Annotated in this window: 16 protein-coding genes and 1 riboswitch; of the genes, 2 read left to right on the forward strand and 14 right to left on the reverse strand. The window is 63.6% G+C overall.

Annotated features, from left to right (window positions below):
- The 8 genes from folP to ACGYK4_RS00880 form a co-directional block, all read right to left on the reverse strand.
- Positions 1–1008 carry a dihydropteroate synthase gene (gene folP, locus ACGYK4_RS00845; protein WP_394433034.1) on the reverse strand — a complete coding sequence of 336 codons (1008 nt, stop codon included), beginning with the start codon at positions 1006–1008 and terminating at the stop codon, positions 1–3.
- The gene (locus ACGYK4_RS00850; protein WP_394433032.1) at positions 1008–1934 is read right to left on the reverse strand and encodes a dihydroneopterin aldolase; all 927 of its coding nucleotides are present in this window, start codon (positions 1932–1934) and stop codon (positions 1008–1010) included. Before ACGYK4_RS00850 ends, folP begins: the two co-directional genes overlap by 1 nt.
- A 106-nt stretch (positions 1935–2040) precedes the next feature.
- A complete protein-coding gene (locus ACGYK4_RS00855) occupies positions 2041–2682 on the reverse strand; it encodes a cell wall hydrolase (RefSeq protein ID WP_067262593.1) in 642 nt (213 codons plus the stop codon).
- Positions 2683–2811: 129 nt separating this feature from the next.
- Positions 2812–5349, reverse strand: a complete 2538-nt coding sequence (gene ppdK, locus ACGYK4_RS00860; protein ID WP_209217889.1) for a pyruvate, phosphate dikinase — start codon at positions 5347–5349, stop codon at positions 2812–2814.
- Between the two features lie 74 nt (positions 5350–5423).
- Positions 5424–7661: a glycine--tRNA ligase subunit beta gene (glyS, locus tag ACGYK4_RS00865; RefSeq protein WP_394454727.1), complete on the reverse strand. Its 2238-nt coding sequence runs from the start codon at positions 7659–7661 to the stop codon at positions 5424–5426.
- Positions 7662–7753: 92 nt separating this feature from the next.
- Entirely contained in the window at positions 7754–8569 is an 816-nt protein-coding gene (locus tag ACGYK4_RS00870; RefSeq protein ID WP_271687773.1) for a DUF1206 domain-containing protein, read from the reverse strand.
- Between the two features lie 81 nt (positions 8570–8650).
- Positions 8651–9166 carry a DUF6446 family protein gene (locus tag ACGYK4_RS00875; RefSeq protein ID WP_394454728.1) on the reverse strand — a complete coding sequence of 172 codons (516 nt, stop codon included), beginning with the start codon at positions 9164–9166 and terminating at the stop codon, positions 8651–8653.
- Positions 9163–10110 (reverse strand): glycine--tRNA ligase subunit alpha, encoded by a 948-nt coding sequence (locus ACGYK4_RS00880; protein ID WP_394454729.1) that lies wholly within the window; start codon positions 10108–10110, stop codon positions 9163–9165. The genes ACGYK4_RS00875 and ACGYK4_RS00880 overlap by 4 nt, the downstream gene beginning before the upstream one ends.
- Before the next feature lie 155 nt (positions 10111–10265).
- Here ACGYK4_RS00880 and ACGYK4_RS00885 point away from each other — a divergent pair, with 155 nt between their 5' ends.
- Positions 10266–12116: a serine protease gene (locus tag ACGYK4_RS00885; protein WP_394454730.1), complete on the forward strand. Its 1851-nt coding sequence runs from the start codon at positions 10266–10268 to the stop codon at positions 12114–12116.
- Between the two features lie 66 nt (positions 12117–12182).
- Here the strand turns inward: ACGYK4_RS00885 and ACGYK4_RS00890 are convergent, their stop codons facing one another.
- The 6 genes from ACGYK4_RS00890 to ACGYK4_RS00915 form a co-directional block, all read right to left on the reverse strand.
- Entirely contained in the window at positions 12183–13631 is a 1449-nt protein-coding gene (locus ACGYK4_RS00890; protein WP_322328020.1) for a TrkH family potassium uptake protein, read from the reverse strand.
- Between the two features lie 81 nt (positions 13632–13712).
- Positions 13713–13961 (reverse strand): hypothetical protein, encoded by a 249-nt coding sequence (locus ACGYK4_RS00895; RefSeq protein ID WP_067262845.1) that lies wholly within the window; start codon positions 13959–13961, stop codon positions 13713–13715.
- Between the two features lie 215 nt (positions 13962–14176).
- Positions 14177–15268 carry a GTP cyclohydrolase FolE2 gene (gene folE2, locus ACGYK4_RS00900; protein ID WP_271693344.1) on the reverse strand — a complete coding sequence of 364 codons (1092 nt, stop codon included), beginning with the start codon at positions 15266–15268 and terminating at the stop codon, positions 14177–14179.
- Between the two features lie 77 nt (positions 15269–15345).
- Entirely contained in the window at positions 15346–16536 is a 1191-nt protein-coding gene (gene metZ / locus ACGYK4_RS00905; RefSeq protein ID WP_067262840.1) for an O-succinylhomoserine sulfhydrylase, read from the reverse strand.
- A 64-nt stretch (positions 16537–16600) separates the two neighbouring features.
- Positions 16601–16677, reverse strand: a riboswitch (SAM riboswitch).
- A 62-nt stretch (positions 16678–16739) separates the two neighbouring features.
- Positions 16740–17345, reverse strand: a complete 606-nt coding sequence (locus ACGYK4_RS00910) for an inner membrane-spanning protein YciB (protein ID WP_394454731.1) — start codon at positions 17343–17345, stop codon at positions 16740–16742.
- A gap of 10 nt (positions 17346–17355) precedes the next feature.
- Positions 17356–18258, reverse strand: coding sequence for a DMT family transporter (locus ACGYK4_RS00915; RefSeq protein WP_271693343.1), 903 nt, complete (start codon positions 18256–18258; stop codon positions 17356–17358).
- Between the two features lie 63 nt (positions 18259–18321).
- Here ACGYK4_RS00915 and ACGYK4_RS00920 point away from each other — a divergent pair, with 63 nt between their 5' ends.
- Positions 18322–18807, forward strand: a complete 486-nt coding sequence (locus ACGYK4_RS00920) for an MgtC/SapB family protein (RefSeq protein ID WP_394454732.1) — start codon at positions 18322–18324, stop codon at positions 18805–18807.
- Positions 18808–18830: the final 23 nt, after the last annotated feature.

Genomic DNA, 18830 nt, shown 5'->3' on the forward strand with positions numbered 1-18830 from the left:
CTATTTTCCTGCCAGTGCCGAACGATAAAGTAAAATGGATTGAATGGTTTGCGCCACATCGTGAACGCGTAAGACTTGGACCCCGTGGTTCAGTGCCGCCAGGGCCACCGCGATAGAGCCGGGCGCGCGATCTTCCCCCGCCGCGCCGCCGCCGATCGTGCCGATGAAACGTTTGCGCGACGCACCGAGCAAGATCGGCACCCCGAGGCTGTGGAACAGGCTCAGCCGCGCAAGCAGCGCAAGGTTGTGTTCCAGCGTCTTGCCAAAGCCAATGCCCGGATCGGCGATGATATTTTCGCGCGGTATGCCCTGCGCCTCAAGCGCCGCGATCCGCTCGGCCAGATAGTCATAGACGTCGAGCAGCACGTCATCATAGCGCGGGTCGCGCTGCATCGTGGCCGGGCCGCCTTGGGCGTGCATCACACAGACCGGCAGCCCCCGCGCCGCGCAGAAGGGCGCAAGCGCCGGGTCAAAGGTCAGCCCCGCCACGTCATTGACCAGATCCGCCCCCGCCGCCACGGCGGCTTCGGCCACAGCAGCTTTGCGGGTGTCGATGCTGATCGCCCCTTCCCCGGCCGCCCGCAGCCCTTCGATCACCGGTCGAACACGCGCGATTTCTTCCTCCTCCGGCACGGTCTCCGCACCCGGGCGGGTGGATTCCCCGCCGATGTCGAGCATATCAACTCCCGCCGCCCGCATCGCCACCCCCGCGGCGACCGCGACCTGCGGGTCTACATGGCGGCCCCCGTCGGAGAAACTGTCAGGCGTGGCATTGAGGATGCCCATCACGCGGGGGCGGTCGAAACTTAACCCCGCGATGGCCGGGCGCGGCGTGGTGAGGGCATCGCGCGCGGCGGTGGAGAGCGCATCTGCCGGGATCACGCGCGGCGTCTGCCCCCGCGACAAGAGCTCAACATGGGTGAACCAGCCCCAACCGCTCGCGAGGGTTAGCGCGCCTTCGGGCCGTGCGGGGCCGATCTGAACCAAGGGGCGATGGTACTCGGCCATCAAACGATCTCCGCGCTGTCGACGTCAAGCAGACGTAGCGGCAGTTTCGCGCCCTCGGACCGCTCCGCGCCGATCAAGACCAATTCGCAGGCCGATGAACTCTCCGCGAACCATGCGGCTAGGGCGGGTGCCGCGCTTGGCGGGGCGGCGGGGCCGTCCACTGCGTCGAGCACGATTCGCGCAGGCGCCCAGATGCTGATCTGGCCGTTCTTCATCGCCCAGTCTAACTCCGTCCGGCTGCCGACCACCGCGCCCCGCGGATCGCGGGTTGAAAGCAACCAAGCGTTCTGTTCGATCGCCAAGAGGTCGATGTGGCGCTGCGCTTTCTCATCCTCGGCCTGTGGCACGGCAATGTCCGGGGGGCCAACGCAAAGGATCACCGGCTCCGCCGCCGCTTCCAATTGATCCAACCATCTCGGCAAACGCGTCGAGGCAATCGCCGCATTGGAGAGGTATACCACGCGCGGCTGCGGGGCCTTTTGGGCCGCGTCATGCGCTGCCGCCTCCTCCCGCGCGCGGACGATCTCGACCCCAAGCGCACCGGGGCCACGGTCGAGCTTTTCGATCCGCACGAAGACCCGCATCGCCTGCGGCTCAATCAAGATACGGTCGGCCACCCGTTCGGCCAGTGTCTCCAAGAGGTTGAGCCGTTCGGCGGCAAGCTCGGCAGCGATAGCCTCGGTCACGCGGTCGTAGGAAAGGATGCGGTCCACATCATCGTCGACCACCCCCGTCAGGGGGGCCACCTCGACCACCACGTTGAAACAGACCCGCTGGGTGACGTCCCGCTCGGCCTGAAAAGCGCCGATCTCGACCTCGACGATGTGATCGCGGAGCGAGATACGATCACGCGGCTCGGGGCCGGCCATCGTCTCTGCCCGCTCGGAAGGGTGGGCAAAGGCAAGTCGAATTTCGTCGTCGGACATCGGCAGCGCCTATCGGATCAGGGTAATGGCCCCACCGGGGGCGCTTCGATGCACATTTAGCAGGCCCACCGGCGGCAGGCCAGCACCCGAAGGCACATCCCGCCCCTCAGTTCGAGGCGGTCTTCCATGTGTGGCGATAGAAAAGATGCTGCCCGATCCGCGCGGTCTTGGTATAGACCCGCGCCCAGTTGGGGTTCACTGCGGTGGTGTGGTAGTGCGTCGCGCCGTTGGTCAGCTTGGGCGCGCTGCCGTCGATGATCGCACGCGCGACTTTTGAAACACGGGCAAAGGCACGCGGCTCGTTGATGACCTCTTTGTGGCCGTCGCAGGTGTAGGTGAACTGGCACTGATACTTGCGCCCCGTCCCTTGATTGATCACGCCACAGAGCGTGCCGGGGAAACGGGCGGATTTCACCCGGTTCATGATCACTTCGGCCACGGCGAACTGGCCTTTGACCGTCTCACCGCGCGCCTCAAAATAGAGCGCTTCGGCAAGGCACTGCAACTCGGCGTTGCCTTCGGCCTTGGGCTGGCTGTCGATCCAAGCCGTGGAGAATTTCACATCTGTCTCGCTGGCCGACACGGGCTGTGCGACCATCTCCTGAAGCCGCGCCGCACCGGCGGACTTCAGACCTTGAATTTCAATCTGCGCAAGATCGCTCGCACTTTCAGAGCTGGCCTGAACCGCCAGCGGGCTGCTGCACAGCGCCATGGAAAGAGCAAAAGAGATCGACCGGATAAAACGCATTATGCGCCTCGCATCATTGTTAGGGCTGCGGGGCGGATAGCCAAAAGGTTCCCGGCGGTAAACCCAACCAGACGTTATGTGCAGAAACTCGCCGAATTATGGTATAAATTGGGCTGGAGCCCGCCGCCCCTACCCGATCTTGTGGGCAATGGCGAGTTGGGCGGCGGCCAGACGTGCAACTGGTACGCGAAATGGCGAACAGGAAACATAATCGAACCCCGATTCGCGGCAAAACGCGATGGATTCGGGGTTACCGCCATGCTCCCCACAGATGGAAAGGGTGATTCCAGGCTGCGCCTTGCGTCCTCTTTCTGCCCCGAGTTGCAGCAATTCGCCGACCCCATCGGTGTCGAGCACATGGAAGGGATCCTCTGGATAGACCCCCTGCTGGACGTAGTTCGACATGAAGCGGCCCGCGTCGTCGCGCGAGAGACCGTAGGTCATCTGCGTCAGGTCGTTGGTCCCGAAGCTGAGGAAGGCGCAATGCGGCGCGATATCATCGGCGCGCAGACAGGCGCGCGGGGTCTCCACCATGACGCCAAGGCGGTAGGTAAAGCTCGCGTCACGCTCGCTGCGCACAGCGGCGGCCACGGCATCAACGCTGGCTTTCACCAGTTCCACCTCGCGCCGGGCGCTGACCAGCGGGATCATGATCTCGGGCACCACCGGCTCGCCATCGCGGCTGGCCTCAATAGTGGCCTCGAAAATGGCGCGTGCCTGCATCTCATAGATCTCGGGCACCGTGACCCCCAAACGCACGCCGCGCAGGCCCAGCATCGGGTTATATTCCGTCATCGCCGCCACGCGGCGCGTCACGTCGGACATTTGCAGGCCAAGCGCCTCGGCCAATTCGCGCTGCCCGGCTTTGTCGGAGGGCAGGAATTCGTGCAACGGCGGGTCGAACAGGCGGATGCAGACCGGCTGCCCCTGCATGATGCGGAACAGCTGGGTGAAATCCTCGCGCTGCATGGGCAACAGACGTTCCAGCACGGCGCGACGGTCCTCGCCGCTTTCGGCAAAGATCATCTCGCGCATCACGGTGAGGCGGCCCGGCTCGAAGAACATATGCTCGGTCCGGCACAGGCCGATGCCATGGGCGTTGAAGTTGCGCGCGGTTTGCGCGTCGGTCGGCGTATCAGCATTGGCGCGAATGCCGATATCGGCCACATCCTCGGCCCAGCCCATCAGGCGGTTGAAGGTATCGTCAAGCGCGGCCTCCTGCATCTTGGCAGCCCCGGCCAATACCTGCCCGGTGGAGCCATCGACGGTGACCTGATCCCCTTCGACAAAGACCCGCCCGTCGGGGGCGATGATCTGCCGTTGGGTCACCACGAAGCGCATGTTCGAGGCACCAACCACGCAAGGCAGCCCCATGCCGCGCCCGATCACCGCCGCATGGCTGGTGATGCCGCCGCGTTCAGTCAGCACGGCGGCGGCGGCATGCATGCCGCGAATATCCTCGGGCGACGTCTCACGCCGGACGAGGATGCAAGGCTCCCCCCGCGCGGCGCTGGCCTGCGCGTCGCTGGCGGAAAAGACGATCCGCCCCGTGGCCGCGCCGGGGCTGGCTGCGATGCCGCGCCCGATCACGTCCCGCTTGGCGCTTGGATCGACTTGGCGGTGCAGCAGTTCCGACAGCGTGCGCGGCTGCACCCGCATGAGTGCTTCCTCGCGGCTGATGATCCCCTCATCCGCCAGCGCCACGGCGATCCGCACCGCCGCACGGGAGGACCGCGCGACCTTCACACCGTCCAAGATATGCAGCTTGCCCTGATCGATCACGAATTCGACCTGCATCTCGGCGCGCAGCCTCTTGCGCATCAGCGCCGCGTGATCCTTCAACTCGGCAAAGGCTTCGGGCACCAATTCTTCAAGCGATGGCCCGCGCGGATCACGGGTGAGATACATCGCCGCCGCATCGCCTTCGAGCGCATCGCGGCCTTGGCTCTGGCTCAGATAGCGCCCGGTGATCTGCGGCAGGCCGGTGTCGCTGTCGACCAGTTGCAACACGCCCGAGCCGCATTGCCCCTGCCCCACGCCAAAGGCCATTTCCTGCACCACCAGCCCCAACCCCGCATCCGCAGGCGCGCCTTTCGCCTGTCGCAACAGCCGCGCCGAGGTGCCGTTCCACGCCCGCGCCATTGACCGCAGCACGGCGGCCAGTTGCGTTGCCGGGTCTTGGGGGAAACGCTCTTCGGTCTCGGCCTCATAGGCGCGCAGGGATTCCATCAGCGCCGCGCGGCCATCGCCGTTCACATCGTCGAACATATCCGGGTCGAGACGGGCCACATTGACCGCGTAGGACTGCACGAAACGCGAATAAAGCGCCGCCGCTGGCCCTTCGCCAATGGTGCCCGCGTAGCTTTCGAAGAGTGCGTCGTTAATCCCGATGTTCAACACCGCCCCCGGCCCGCCCCAATCGGGGTCTTGGCTGGAGGGCCGCACGCAAAGCAGCGCACCCTTTGGAAACTGATCGACCACCGCCTGCACGTCGGGCATCTGCCCGCGCGCGATCTGCTGCACAGCGTCAAAGGACAGCGCAATGGTGCGCGGCACCGGCAGGTCGAGCCGCACGAGACGTTGCAAACATTTGGCCCGCCCGCCGTGGGTGGTATTGGCAATCGGCGCGGTGGGGGTCACCAGCGTGGTATGGGGATCGTTCTGCACTGCGGCACCTTAATCGTTCCGGTGCAGCATAGGGGTTGAGGCTGAAGGGGCAAGGGATCTCGCCCCCTCTGGGGTCAGCCGTCCAGTTTGGTCAAATCCGCCACGGCGCTACAGATCGTGCGGATGCGGCTCAGCAGATTAAGCCGGTTGCGCCGCACCGTGGGGTTCTCGGCGTTGACCTGTACCGCCTCAAAGAAGGCATCGATCGGCCCGCGCAATTCCGCCATGGCCGCCATCGCGGTCGAGAAATCCTGCGCCGCCATTGCAGGGGTGATCTTGGCCTCTGCCTTGTCGAGTGCGGCGAAGAGGTCTTTCTCGGCCTCCGTCTCGGCAAACTTCGGGTCGGCGCCAAAGGAGTATTCCACGCCATCGGCCTCTTCGGCTTGGCTGAGGATGTTGTTGGCGCGTTTGAAGCCTTGGATCAGGTTTTCGCCATCGTCGGTTTTGAGCACGTCCGACAGGGCGCGCGCGCGTTTGACCAAAAGGGTTAGGTCGTCGCTGCCGTCCATGGCGATGCAGGCGTCGATGACGTCGTGGCGGATGCCTTGGTCGCGCAGGTAGACTTTCAGGCGGTCGTGGATGAAGGAGAGGAGGCTGATCGTTAAAGTATGCACCTCATTCACAAGCGCAACCGCTTCTGGGCTACCCGGCTGGACAAGGGCATTTTCCCAGGACTCCTTATACAATTTTTGCCCAAGCTCTTCTTGACCGATTTCACCCAAACTATCACGCGCAGAGGCAGCCCAAACTGACTGCGCTCCTCCGCGGATGGCCCCTAGGTGCTTAGCGCTTTTGACTGCCAATACTCTCTCAAGGTGTACGCTCACATCATTCTCCACCAGAATCCGGATCACGCCCAAAGCCGCACGGCGCAGCGCGAAGGGATCCTTGCTCCCGGTCGGCTTCTCGTCAATCGCCCAGAACCCGGTCAGCTTGTCGATCTTCTCGGCCAAAGCCACGGCAATGGAAACCGGCGCGGTCGGCACGTCGTCGGACGGCCCCAACGGCGCGTAGTGGTCTTTGGCGGCGTCTGCGACGGCATCCGACATCCCCGCCTTGCGCGCGTAGTAGCTGCCCATCAGGCCCTGCAACTCGGGGAATTCGTAGACCATCTCGGAGCTGAGATCGGCCTTGGCGACCCGCGCGGCCTTCTCGGCCTCCTCCGCATCGGCGCCAACCAGCGGCGCCAATGCGCGCGAGAGGGTCGCCATGCGGTCGATCAACTCGGCCTGCGTGCCGAGCTTGTTGTGGAAGGTCACGTTTTCCAGCGCCTTGACCCAAGTCTCCATGCCCGCGCCGGTGGTGACTGTGCGCAGGTCGTTGTCCCAGAAGAATTTGGCATCCGACAGCCGCGCGCCCAACACCTTCTCATTCCCGGCAAGGATCGTGGCGCCATCGTCGGCGGTGGTGCGGTTGGCGACGGTGATGAACCGCTCGATCTGCCCCGACTTCGGATTGCGGACTGAGAAGAACTTCTGATGCTCTTTCATAGAGGTTTGCAGCACCTCGGGCGGTAGGCCGAGGAAGTCCTCGCCGATGCGGCCCATCAGCACGACGGGGTATTCCACGAGGCCCGCGACTTCGGCCAGAAGCCCTGCGTCCTCAACCACTTCCAGCCCGGCGGCGAAGGCCATGTTGGTGGCGTCATGCCAGATCGTATCAGCCCGCGCGGCGGGGTCGAGCACAACGAAGGCACGGCTGAGCTTGTCCTGATAATCCTCGAAGCCCGAGACTTCGATCTCGGCGGGGGCGAGGAAGCGATGCCCCCGCGTGGTATTGCCCGCGGTAATCCCGTCGATGGTCAGCGGCACCACCTCGGCCCCGGCCTCATCGCTGATCACGCAGAGGATGGAATGCAGCGGGCGGACCCATTTCAGGCTGCCGCTGCCCCACCGCATGGACTTGGGCCAGGGGAAGTTGCGGATGGTCTGCTCCAGCACCTCGGCCACGATCTCGGCGGCGGGGCGGCCCGGTTTCTCGATCTTGGCAAAAAGCACCTTGCCCTTGGGCGTGTCGCGCTCCTCAAGCTGGTCGCGGGTCAGACCCGCGCCGCGCAAAAAGCCTTCGACGGCTTTCTCGGGCGCGTCGGCCTTGGGACCCTTGCGCTCTTCCACCTGTCGGGGGCTGGCGGCGAGCATGTCGCCAAGCGCCAGCGTCAACCGGCGCGGGGTGGTGAAGACGGCGGCGGAGCCATAGGTCAAACCGGCCTCGACCAGACCGTTGGTCACCAGCTTTTGCAGGTCTTCGCCCGCGCGTTTCTGCATCCGCGCGGGAATTTCTTCGGAAAAAAGTTCAATCAGCAGATCTGGCACGGGCGGCCCCCAATTCTTGCCGCGACGGCGGCGTCTCATCGGGGGCTTGGATAACGAGTGCTAGGCGGAGGGTCTAGCCCCCCGCCCCGCGTTTAATCCAACAAGGTGCGGATATCCGGGTCGGAGAATTTCGGCACCACGCGATAGCCCGCTTCGACGAAGTTATAGACCGCAAAACCGATCAACCCCAGCCCGGCCCCGCCCAGAAGGAAGCGCCCAAAGGCCATGCCGCGCAGGTCTTGCAACGCCTCGCCCAGACCGCCCGCCTGTTCGGGATTGGCGGTCAGCGCCGCATAGCCCAGCGAAAAGGCGACGAGCGCGAGAATGCCGCCATAGATGACAAGGCCAATCTTCACGATAGGGTCGATGCTTTCGGTGAAATGGGTGCGGGCCAGATGGCCCTTATACTTCCCGCTCAGCCCTTTGTAGGCGTAGTAAATCCCCGCGCCCAGCAGGATCAGCGCCCCCGCGGCCACGATATAGCGCCCGGCGGGCATGGCCATCAGCTTTTGCGTCCAGTCCTGCGCGGAACTGCCGCCGGAGTTCTTGCCGCTCAGCGCCAGAGCGAGAACCGAGACGCCGATACCGCCGTGGATCAGCCCGGTCGTGATCTGCCCCAGCCGCGCGATCAGCCCCTTGGCATCAGTGCCGTGGTCTTCGACATCCTTCACACCCGCGGCCACACGCCATACCAGATAGGCAAGCAGCCCGATGCCGATGGCAAATAGCGCGGGGATGCCATAGGGCTCATCCCGCAGCGCCGCGAGGGCGTCTTTCGTCCCCGAGGCTTGGGTGCGTTTCAGAGCGGCCAAAAGCGCCAGCCCCCCGATGATCGTATAGATCACCCCGCGCGCGCCATAGCCTGCGCGCATCACCCATTTCAGCCCCTCATGTGTTTTCTCTGACATTCTTGCCCCCGTTCTATGTGGGGACAAGCGTTCGGCGGTGCCAAAAGGTTCCGCCGAAAGGGTCCGCGCGCGGGGATAAGATCAGTCGGCGGGGCGTTCCGGGCAGGCCTCGCCCACCACGGTGCCGTCATAGGACTTCTCACCACAGTCGTTCAGCTCATGCCAGATATAGCCGCGCCCGTCGTCGGTCAGCGCCACGATCCGGTCGACGCCGTAGTGCACGTTTTTGCCGCCGAGAAAGGTCAGCGCGCTGCCCGCCGCGATCTCGGCCGCGATGGCGGGGGCGTCGAAACAATCGAACCAGCCCGGCGCGTTGCGCGGATCGGTGTGGTCGGTCATCTCATAGGTCTCGGTCGCCATGGCGAGGCTGATGTCATGCTCGAAACAGGCGCGAAACCGGATCGGGGAACTGTCGGCGTCGATGGCCTGTAGGTTGTTCGCGGCGATCTCCTCCGCCTCCTGCGTTGTCAGAGAGACAAGTTCAACCTTGGCCTCGGGCACATCGTGATAAAAGCCGTAGATCTGGAGGTAATAGAGCGCCGCACCGGCGATCGCTGCTGAAAGAAGGATCACGATGCCAACAATCTTGCCGCTCATGCCGCGCTGTCCGCCTCGGGCGTCCAGCCGCCGGCGCGGGTCTGCACGAAGGCATCCGCGCATTGCTTGGCCAGCGCCCGCACCCGCCCGATATAGGCCTGCCGCTCGGTGACCGAGATCACGCCGCGCGCGTCGAGCAGGTTAAAGATATGGCTCGCCTTGATGCATTGATCATAGGCCGGATGCGCCATAACGATGCGTTTCCCGGTCTTGGGGTCTTCGGCGGGTTGCTCAAGGATGAACTGGCAGTGTGCCTCGGCTTCGTTGAACTGGTCCAGCAGCACTTCGGTATTGGCCGTGTCAAAGTTCCAGCGCGCGAATTCTTCTTCGGTCTGTTTGAACACATCGCCATAGGTCAGCGGGATCGGCGCGTCGGGGCTGTTGAAGGGCATGTCCATGACGTGGTCGACGCCCAGCACATACATCGCCAGACGTTCCAGCCCGTAGGTCAGCTCGCCCGAGACGGGGTGACAGTCATGGCCACCGACCTGCTGGAAATAGGTAAACTGCGACACTTCCATGCCGTCGCACCAGACCTCCCAGCCCAGCCCCCAAGCGCCGAGCGTCGGGCTTTCCCAGTCATCTTCGACAAAACGAATGTCATGCAGCGCCATGTCGATGCCGATGGCCTCCAACGAGCCGAGGTAGAGCTCTTGCAGATTGGGCGGGCTCGGTTTGATCAGCACCTGATACTGGTAGTAATGCTGCAAACGGTTCGGGTTCTCACCATAGCGCCCATCCGTGGGGCGGCGCGAGGGCTGAACATAGGCCGCAGCCCAAGGCTGCGTGCCAAGGCTGCGCAGCGTGGTGGCCGGGTGAAAGGTGCCCGCGCCCACTTCCATGTCGTAGGGTTGCAGCACCGCGCAGCCCTGCCGCGCCCAATAGCTCTGCAAAGCAAGGATGATCTCTTGGAAAGAGCGTGGTTTCTGCGCTGCGTCAGACATGGTGATTGCCCCTTAATGATGCGCGCCTTTCCTACGTCTGCAAGCCATGGGGGTCAATCACAGCTTTATCAGAATTTCGCCCCCTTTTGCATGGCATTCGCGCTGCTTTCCGGCGTAATCTGGCTCGGATTTGGTTTTGCGAGAGTTGAGTGACGATGAAGCGAATTCTACCTGCCCCCGTGGCGATCTTCTTGGCCCTGAGCCTGACTTGGGCGGGCCTTGCGCGGGCGCAATCGGCAGAGGATGTCGTTTGGGTTCAGATCGAGGCGCAACCGTCCTTGGCCGAGGCCACGGACCGGGCGCGCGCCTATGAGACCCTGTTGGATGACGTGAATGGCTTTGCCTTGGGCGGTGGCTGGTACGGCATCGCCGTGGGCCCCTACCGGCGCGAGGATGCGGAACTGGTGCTGCGCAGCTATGTGCGCGACGGTCTGGTGCCGCGCGACAGCTTCATCCAGCAATCCAACCGTTTCCAGCAGCAGTTCTGGCCCGTTGGTGACAACGTTCTGGAAACCGGCGTGATCGACGCCCCCGTGGGCGTGGATGGCATTGCGCCAGAGGAAGCCGCCGCGGGCAGCAGCACCCCCGATGTCACGACAACCCCGCTTGATCCCGCAGGGACGGAGGGTGAAACCGAAGCCGCAGAGGCCGAGACCGCCCCGGCCCCCACCCCGCCCGAACCAGATGAGACCGCTGCAGAAGCGCGCCGCTCGGAACGCGCCCTCTCGGCGCAAGAGCGCAAGGACCTGCAAATCGCCCTGCAATGGGCGGGCTTTTATGATGCCGCGATTGACGGTGCCTTTGGCCGTGGCACCCGGGCCTCCATGCGCGCGTGGCAGGGCGCCAACAGCTATGAGCCGACCGGTGTGCTGACCACGCGCCAGCGGGCGGCTCTGATGGCGCAGTATAACGCCGTGCTCGACGGGCTGGGCTTGCAACTGGTGCGCGACGAGAAGGCCGGGATCGAGATCATGATGCCTACCGCCGAGGTCGACTTCGCCCGCTACGAGCCGCCCTTTGCCCATTACGACAGCAGTGGCAACATCGGCGCGCGGGTCTTGTTGATCAGCCAGCCGGGCAATCAAGATACGCTCTATGGCCTGTACGACATCATGCAAACGCTTGAGATCGTCCCCTTGGATGGCCCGCGCGAGCGCAAGCGCAATTCCTTTGAGTTGATCGGCGAGAACGGCAGCATCATCAGCCAGACGCAGGTCTCGCTGGAGAACGGTCAGATCAAGGGCTTCACCCTGATCTGGCCCGCCGGGGACGAAGACCGCCGCCGCCGCGTGGTGGCCGAAATGTCCAAAAGCCTGACCCGCCTGCCCGGCGTGCTCGACGCCGCCGCAGGCAATAGCGATGCGCAGGCGATTGATCTGGTCGCCGGTTTGCAGATCCGCCAGCCCAAGATCGCCCGCAGCGGCTTTTTCGTCGATGACAACGGCGCGGTCGTGACCACCAGCGAAGTCGTCGCCTCTTGCGGGCGGGTGACGCTGGACGCCGATACCGATGCCACGGTGGTCGCCACCGATGAGGCGCGCGGCCTTGCACTGCTCAAACCCGAAAGCCGCCTCGCCCCGCTGGCCGTGGCCCAGTTCAGCAACGCGGCCCCGCGCCTGCAATCGGAAATATCCGTCGCGGGCTACTCCTACGAGGGCGTGCTGAGCGCCGCGACCCTGACCTTTGGCGCGCTGTCGGACCTCAAGGGGCTGAACGGAGATGAGACCCTCAAGCGCCTGTCGGTCAAGGCCCAGCCCGGCGATGCCGGGGGTCCGGTATTCGACGAGAATGGCCATGTCGTGGGGATGTTGCTGCCCCAGACGGAAGCGGACCGCAAACTGCCCGAAGACGTGAGCTTTGCCCTCGATGGTGATGTGATCCTCAAGGCAGTGCAGGAGGCCGGGCTGGGCAGCAAGCAGGCACAAGGCGCCACAGGCCCGATTGCGCCGCGCGACCTGACGCTGCGCGCGCAGGGCATGACCGTCTTGGTCAGCTGCTGGGAATAACGCGGCGGGCTCAGCCCCAAGCGACAAAGACAAAGGGCGGTGCCATCGGCGCCGCCCTTTCGCGTTTCAAGCGCGCCAGAATTTGGCGGTGAACATGACGTAGACCGCCATGAGCTCCAGTCGCCCGATCCACATGGCGATGATCAATATCCACTTCGCCGTGTCATTAAGGCTGCTGAAATTCCCCGCCGGGCCGATGATCTCTCCCAAGCCCGGGCCGATGTTCGCCAGCGCCGCCGCGGCCCCCGAAACCGAGGTGACGAAATCCAACCCCGTCAGGCTCAGCGCGACCGAGATCAGGCCGAGCGATACGACGAAGAACATGAAGAAGGACATCACCGAGCTCAGCACGTCCGCCCCCACCGGGCGACCATCGTAGCGCGGGGTAAAGACACCGTGGGGCGAACGGATCCGCCGCAGCTGCGCGCGGATCGACGCAAAGAGCAGTTGATAGCGGAAGATTTTGATCGAACAGGTAGTCGAGCCCGCGCAGCCGCCGATCAGGCCGATAAAAAAGAACAGCGCCACGGCAAAGCTGCCCCATTGCATATAGTCCGCCGAGGCATAGCCGGTGCCCGAAATGATCGAGGTGATGTTGAACAGCGCTTCGCGCAAGACCCGCTCGGATTCATAGGTCGTGCCGCTGCGCAGAACGAAAAAGACGATCACCACCAGAAAGGTCATCGTCATGAAAAAGCCGCGCACCTGCGGGTCGCGGTGCAGGGCCACGGGGTTGCCGTTAATTAGTTGCACATAGCGTACGAAGGGCAGCGCGGCGAGGATCATGAAAATCACGGCGACATATTCGGCGGGGCCGGAAAAGGTGCTGAAGGAGGCGTCGTAGTTGGAAAAACCACCCGTCGAGACGGTGGTGAGCGCATGCACGGTGGCGTCGAATGTGGTCATCCCGAGGGCCAGATAGCTCAGCATACAGGCCAGCGTGAGCCAGAGATAGATCACCGAAATCTGCGTCGCGATTTGCCCCGCGCGGGGCAGGATTTTCCCGAATGTGTCAAAGGACTCGGATTTGAAGATCTGCATACCACCGACCCGCAACTCGGGCAGAAACACCATGGCGACGACAACGATACCGATGCCGCCTAGCCATTGCAGGATACCGCGCCAGATCAGCAGCCCTTTGGGCAGGTCTTCCAACCCCGTCAGCACCGTCGCGCCGGTGGTCGTCAGACCCGACATCGCCTCGAACATGGCATCGGTCACGCTGGCCTCGGTCGCGCCAAGCACGAAAGGCAAGGCCCCGAAGAGCGGCAGCATCAGCCAGACGCCGGTGGTCAGCATGAATGTCTGTTGAATGGTGAGCCCTTCACGGACTCCATTGGCGCTGGCGAGGGCGATCATACCGCCACCCAGCGTCGTGATCAGCGCGCTTTCGACGAAGACCCACCACTGGCCCCGGCCTTCGGCCAGATCGACCAAGATCGGGATGATCATGGCAAGGCCGAGCACGGCCACCAAAAGGCCCACGACATATCCGACAGGTCGTATATCCAACATGCGCGCAGCGTTGGCTTGGCCGCTCGTCGCTGTCAAGCCGAGACGGGACCGGGGCGCGATTTGGCCCCGGTCCGTGTCGTCTTAGATGTAGTAGAGGTCTTTGAAAACGTGGTGAACGATGTCGTCACGCTTGATGCCCATGGCGGCCAGTTCTTCGTCGCTTTTCGCTTGCAGGCCTTGGACCTGCTCAAAACGGCGTTGGGCGGTGGAGCCCATCATGATGCCATGGCCGATCCCCGCGAAAAAGCGGCGCAGACCGGCGCCGGCGCGCCGCAGCCCTTCGAGGGGAGAGACGGAGTGGGCGGGGTGAGCAGTGCTCTGGTAGGTCATCTGATTGCCTTTGCAATTTCCAGTATTTCGATGACCGTTAGATAGGCAATGCTGCGCCGCAGCAGAACCGACGTTTTCGCATAGCCGCTGGTCGGGACTTGCAGGGCTGACAGGGCGACATTCACCATTTCCGCGCTAAGACAGGCGGAATGCCCCGCAAAGGGGCGCGGCGCGGGCTGCGAACAACCAATGCGCGATTGCCGCGCCGTCCGGGGTCAGCCGACGTGGAAGAGCGTGTTGAAAAGCTTGGGGTCGATGCTCTGCGCGGCAAAGGTCTCACCTTGGGTCAGCACGCTGATCGCATCGTGGCTGTGCAGGCTTTCTTGATGGCTGGCGACGATGCGGAAATCGCCCACCCGACCATCGGCCAAAAGCTGTTCGCAAAACAGCCGCGCGGCATCCTCGACAAAGATCGGATTGGCGGCGTTAAGCTCGGCGAACGCCTGTTCGTCTTCGCGTTTGACCATGACCTGCGTCTCGGTCGGCACGGCGCGGCGGCAAATCTCGATCAGGTCTTCGAACCAGAGGCAATCGCCCTCGTCCCGCGTCTCGACCGATATCCGCGCGACGGAGCGTTGCGAATGCGGTGTCGCCAGTTGCCCGCGGGTCTGGCGCGCGTGTTCGCTCAGTTCCAGCGAACAGGGGCAGGTGCTGGAATAGACATAGTCGAGATGCACGATCTTCTTGCGCTCGCCGTTCTGTTCAACCAACTCCAGCGCGATGTCGTAATACTGATAGCCGGTGAGGCCCGAGCGCAGGCTGCCGATCTTCATCGGGAAGGAAAAGCGCATCTGAATTCGCGCGTCCAAGCTCTCAAGATCGGCTTTGTAGTCGTCCAGCGCCGCTTCGATCACCTCGAAGCTGAAAGTGGCCTCGGCATGGCGGTAGAAACTGCGCATGATGCGGGACATGTTGATGCCCTTCTTCTCCGCATCGAGCGAGACCGTGCCGGTGACCGAGGTCTCAAGCCGCAGATCCCCGCCCTCGCGGCTGCGATAGCGGATCGGCAGGCGAAAGTTCGAGATGCCGACATGCTGGATCAACTGCTGCGCGCCGCGGATCAGGCTGGAGGGGCCGTTTTGCAGGTCCGGCAGGCTGGCGCGGTAGTTGTCGCCCGCGGTGAAATCTTCGGGATAGGCGCGGCTAAGGGCGGGATATTCGGCGGGGGCCAGCATCCGGGCCATGGCCGGGTCCAGCGCCGCAATCTCGGCCGGGGTGGCCGTTTCGGCCCAAGCGCGCAGCGTGGCGAGCGCGGATTGCGCCGCCTCCCGGTCCGGTGTCTCGGACATCTCAGTCACGATGTTCATTGCGCGGCCCTCCGGTCTGTCGCTCTCAATGTATGATGCGCGGGGCCAAAATGCCACCGCGCCCACGACACATCAGGTCAGGCTTGCGCCGCCGCGTCCAAGGCTTGCAGCAGATCCGCCTTGAGATCGCCGCTATATTCCAGCCCTACGCTGATCCGCACCAGCCCCGGCGTGATGCCCAAGAGGTCTTTGGTGTCCTGCGGCAGACGCTGGTGGGTGGTGGTGGCCGGATGGGTGACGATGGTCTTGGCGTCGCCAAGGTTGTTTGAGATCACCCCCACCTGCAACGCATTCAGGAAAGCGAAAGCCGCCGCCTTGCCGCCCTTGAGGTCGATGGACAGCACCGTGCCCCCTGCCCCCATCTGGCGCATCGCCAGTGCGTTCTGCGCATGGCCCGCAAGGCCCGGGTAAAGCACCCGCGCCAGTGCCGCGTGACCTTCCAGCGCCTCGGCCAATTCCTGTGCGCTGGCCGCCTGCGCCCGCACCCGCAGGTCGATGGTCTCCAACCCTTTGAGCATGATCCAAGCCGTGAAGGGGCTCATCGAGCCGCCGGTATGTTTCATGTAAGGCTCAAGCGTGCCGCGGATGAACTCGCGGCTGCCCAGCACAACACCGCCGAGCGCACGACCCTGCCCGTCGATATGTTTGGTCGCGGAATAGACCACCACATCCGCGCCCTGCGAGATCGCGCGCGAAAAGACCGGCGTGGCAAAGACATTGTCGACCACCACCAGCGCGCCCTTGGCATGGGCAAGCTTGGCCACGGCCTCGATGTCGATCACCTCAAGCGTGGGGTTGGCCACGGATTCAAAAAACACCGCGCGGGTGTCCTCGCGGATCGCGGCCTCCCAAGCGGAGAGGTCGCTGCCGTCGACGAAAGTAACCTCCACCCCGTAGCGGCCAAGGATCTCTTCCAGCACATAGATACAAGAGCCGAATAGCGCCCGGGCCGAGACGACATGATCGCCCGCCTTCAGCATCGAGATCAGCGCGCCCGAGACCGCCGCCATGCCGCTGGCGGTGGCAAAGGCATCTTCGGCCCCTTCCAAAGTGGCGATGCGGTCCTCGAACATGGCGACCGTGGGGTTGCCATAGCGGGCATAGATGAACTCATCCGGGCCGATCTCTTCGAAACGCGCCTCGGCCTGTTCGGCGCTGTCATAGACGAAACCTTGGGTCAGGTAGATCGCTTCGCTCACCTCGCCATATTGGCTGCGGCGGGTGCCTGCGTGGATCGCTTGGGTGCGCGCGTGACGGTCGTTGCTCATCAATCTCATCCTTCCGGCCCGACCTCGCGGGCATAAAAAAACCCCAGACGCGGCCAAGCGAAAGGGGTCTTTCATCCTGACCTTTTAGCGGCATGTTTAACGTGGCCCACAATCCGGTAACAAATCGCCACGCGGGGTGGATTACGCCGCGCGGCGCTACAGGTCAACAGTTTCGCGTAGGGCCTTCGTTAAATTTGAGCGGATCAGCCTTGGTCTTTCTTCTCGCCGTAGGCTTCGAACAGCTTGCCCTGCGCCATGAAGAAAACGAAAATCGCCGCCGTCAGGCCGAAGGTCTTGAAGTAGACCCATGTGTCGGTCGAGAAGAACCGCCAAATCACCTCATTCGCCAGCGCCAGACCAAAGAAGAAATACGTCAGCCGTTTGGTCAGCAGCATCCAGCCCTCATCGCGCAGGGGCATCATCTCTTCCATGACGTATTTCAGATAGGATTGCCCGCGCAGCAGGCCGACCGCCAAAAGGCCGCCGAAGAGCACATAGATCAGCGTCGGCTTCATCTTGAAGAAGCGGTCATCGTTCAGCCAGACCGACAACCCGCCAAAGATCACCACCAGCACCACGGTGGCGACCTGCATCCGGCTGAGCTTGCCCGTCAGCGCCCAAAGCGCGCCGGTCGAGAGTACCAGCAGCGGCACGAACATCGCGGTGACGACGATAAAGCCGTCATACTCCGTCCCGCCGAAAGTGTAGGTGTTATCCTTGAGCCACAGATAGGCCACGAGGAAGGCCAAGACCGGCCCGTATTCCAAGCCTGCCCGCAGCATTGGGTTGATCTCTCTTGGTTCTGACATGCCTGTTCCTTCAGCCGCCCATTTCAACAATCACCGCCCCGGCTGCGATCAGCGCCATCAGCGCGATGCGGCGCGGGCCGACGGTTTCTTTCAGCACCAGCACCCCGATCAGCGCGGCAAAGACGGTCGAGGTCTCGCGCAGCACCGCCGCCTCGCCCACCTTGTCGAGCCGCGTGGCCAGCATGACCGACCCGAAACTCGCAAAAGCGATGATCCCGCCGATAAAGCCGCGCAGCATCAGCGGCGCCACCTCGGGCGGGTTCTCCATCGCGTGCCAGCGCCGCCATGCGATCACCGGCATCACCAACCCGTCGATCATGAAAAACCATGCGAGGAAGGTGAAAGGATCCGCCGTGGCGCGGATGCCGTATGCGTCATATGTGGTGTAAAGCGCCACGAACAAGCCCGTCAGCACCGCCAGCCCGAGCGCTGCGTGCAGCGTATCGCGCGCGGCGACCAGATTGCGCAGATTATAGAGGGCAAGGCCGAAGATACCGCTTAGCAGCACCGCCACCCCAAGCCACTGCACCGCGTTGAACCGCTCACCAAAGATCAAATAGGCGCCGACCACGGCAAAGAGCGGCCCCGTGCCGCGCACCACCGGGTAGACCACCGTATAGGCGCCCTTGGTATAGGCCCATGCCTGCAACAGCTTGTAGATCACATGGATCACGAAAGCGCCGAGGAAGATCACCCACATATGCGGTTCGGGCCAAGGCACGACGAACAGCGCAAAGGGCGCGGCCATCACGCCATAGGAGACATCAATCGCCCCGCGCGTGAGCCAAGGATCATGTCGCCCCTTTTGCAGGGCGCCGAAAACCGCGTGCAGGAAGGCTGCGGAAAGCGCTAGCCACAGGGCCGCGGTATGGCCCGCGGGGGTGCCTTCGATCGACAGGATCCAATCGGTCATCGCGGAACCACCACCGCGGCGAGAGGTTTATACTTCAAAGCCTTTATAACCAACGGAAATTCCATGTTTGAAAGCCTGATCGCGGATCTCACCCACAGTTTTTCGAAAGTGCCGGTTACCGTGGCCGCGGCGCGGCTGGTCATGGCGGCCTTTTTGGCGGGTATCGTCGGGTATGAGCGCGAGCGGCGCGACAAGCCTGCGGGGCTGCGGACCCATATCATGGTGGCCATCGCCGCCTGTCTCTTCATCATCATTGGGCAAGAGCTTGGCAGTCTGGAGTTTGGCGATGGCGACCAAATGCGCTTCGATCCATTGCGCCTCATTGAGGCGGTGACCGCAGGTGTCGCCTTCCTCGCGGCGGGGATCATCTTCACCTCGAACGGCGAGGTGCGCAACATCACCACCGGCGCGTCGATGTGGCTGGCCGGGGCCATCGGCCTGTCCTGCGGCGCGGGGCAAATCCTGCTGGCCTGTTTGACCGCAGGGGTCGTGGTGCTGGTTCTCACCGTTCTGCGCTGGATCGAGCGGAAGCTTGGCACCCATGACTGAACAGGGCCGCCACTTTCGGCGGC

This window comes from Sulfitobacter sp. 1A13368, assembly GCF_043557275.1.
Lineage (GTDB): Bacteria > Pseudomonadota > Alphaproteobacteria > Rhodobacterales > Rhodobacteraceae > Sulfitobacter > Sulfitobacter faviae.

What these genes read in the sequence shown, in the direction of transcription:
- folP (WP_394433034.1), bottom strand. Translation starts at nt 1,008, where the DNA reads ATGGCCGAGTACCATCGCCCCTTGGTTCAGATCGGCCCCGCACGGCCC.
- ACGYK4_RS00850 (WP_394433032.1), bottom strand. Translation starts at nt 1,934, where the DNA reads ATGTCCGACGACGAAATTCGACTTGCCTTTGCCCACCCTTCCGAGCGG.
- ACGYK4_RS00855 (WP_067262593.1), bottom strand. Translation starts at nt 2,682, where the DNA reads ATGCGTTTTATCCGGTCGATCTCTTTTGCTCTTTCCATGGCGCTGTGC.
- ACGYK4_RS00870 (WP_271687773.1), bottom strand. Translation starts at nt 8,569, where the DNA reads ATGTCAGAGAAAACACATGAGGGGCTGAAATGGGTGATGCGCGCAGGC.
- ACGYK4_RS00875 (WP_394454728.1), bottom strand. Translation starts at nt 9,166, where the DNA reads ATGAGCGGCAAGATTGTTGGCATCGTGATCCTTCTTTCAGCAGCGATC.
- ACGYK4_RS00880 (WP_394454729.1), bottom strand. Translation starts at nt 10,110, where the DNA reads ATGTCTGACGCAGCGCAGAAACCACGCTCTTTCCAAGAGATCATCCTT.
- ACGYK4_RS00885 (WP_394454730.1), top strand. Translation starts at nt 10,266, where the DNA reads ATGAAGCGAATTCTACCTGCCCCCGTGGCGATCTTCTTGGCCCTGAGC.
- ACGYK4_RS00890 (WP_322328020.1), bottom strand. Translation starts at nt 13,631, where the DNA reads ATGTTGGATATACGACCTGTCGGATATGTCGTGGGCCTTTTGGTGGCC.
- ACGYK4_RS00895 (WP_067262845.1), bottom strand. Translation starts at nt 13,961, where the DNA reads ATGACCTACCAGAGCACTGCTCACCCCGCCCACTCCGTCTCTCCCCTC.
- folE2 (WP_271693344.1), bottom strand. Translation starts at nt 15,268, where the DNA reads ATGAACATCGTGACTGAGATGTCCGAGACACCGGACCGGGAGGCGGCG.
- metZ (WP_067262840.1), bottom strand. Translation starts at nt 16,536, where the DNA reads ATGAGCAACGACCGTCACGCGCGCACCCAAGCGATCCACGCAGGCACC.
- ACGYK4_RS00910 (WP_394454731.1), bottom strand. Translation starts at nt 17,345, where the DNA reads ATGTCAGAACCAAGAGAGATCAACCCAATGCTGCGGGCAGGCTTGGAA.
- ACGYK4_RS00915 (WP_271693343.1), bottom strand. Translation starts at nt 18,258, where the DNA reads ATGACCGATTGGATCCTGTCGATCGAAGGCACCCCCGCGGGCCATACC.
- ACGYK4_RS00920 (WP_394454732.1), top strand. Translation starts at nt 18,322, where the DNA reads ATGTTTGAAAGCCTGATCGCGGATCTCACCCACAGTTTTTCGAAAGTG.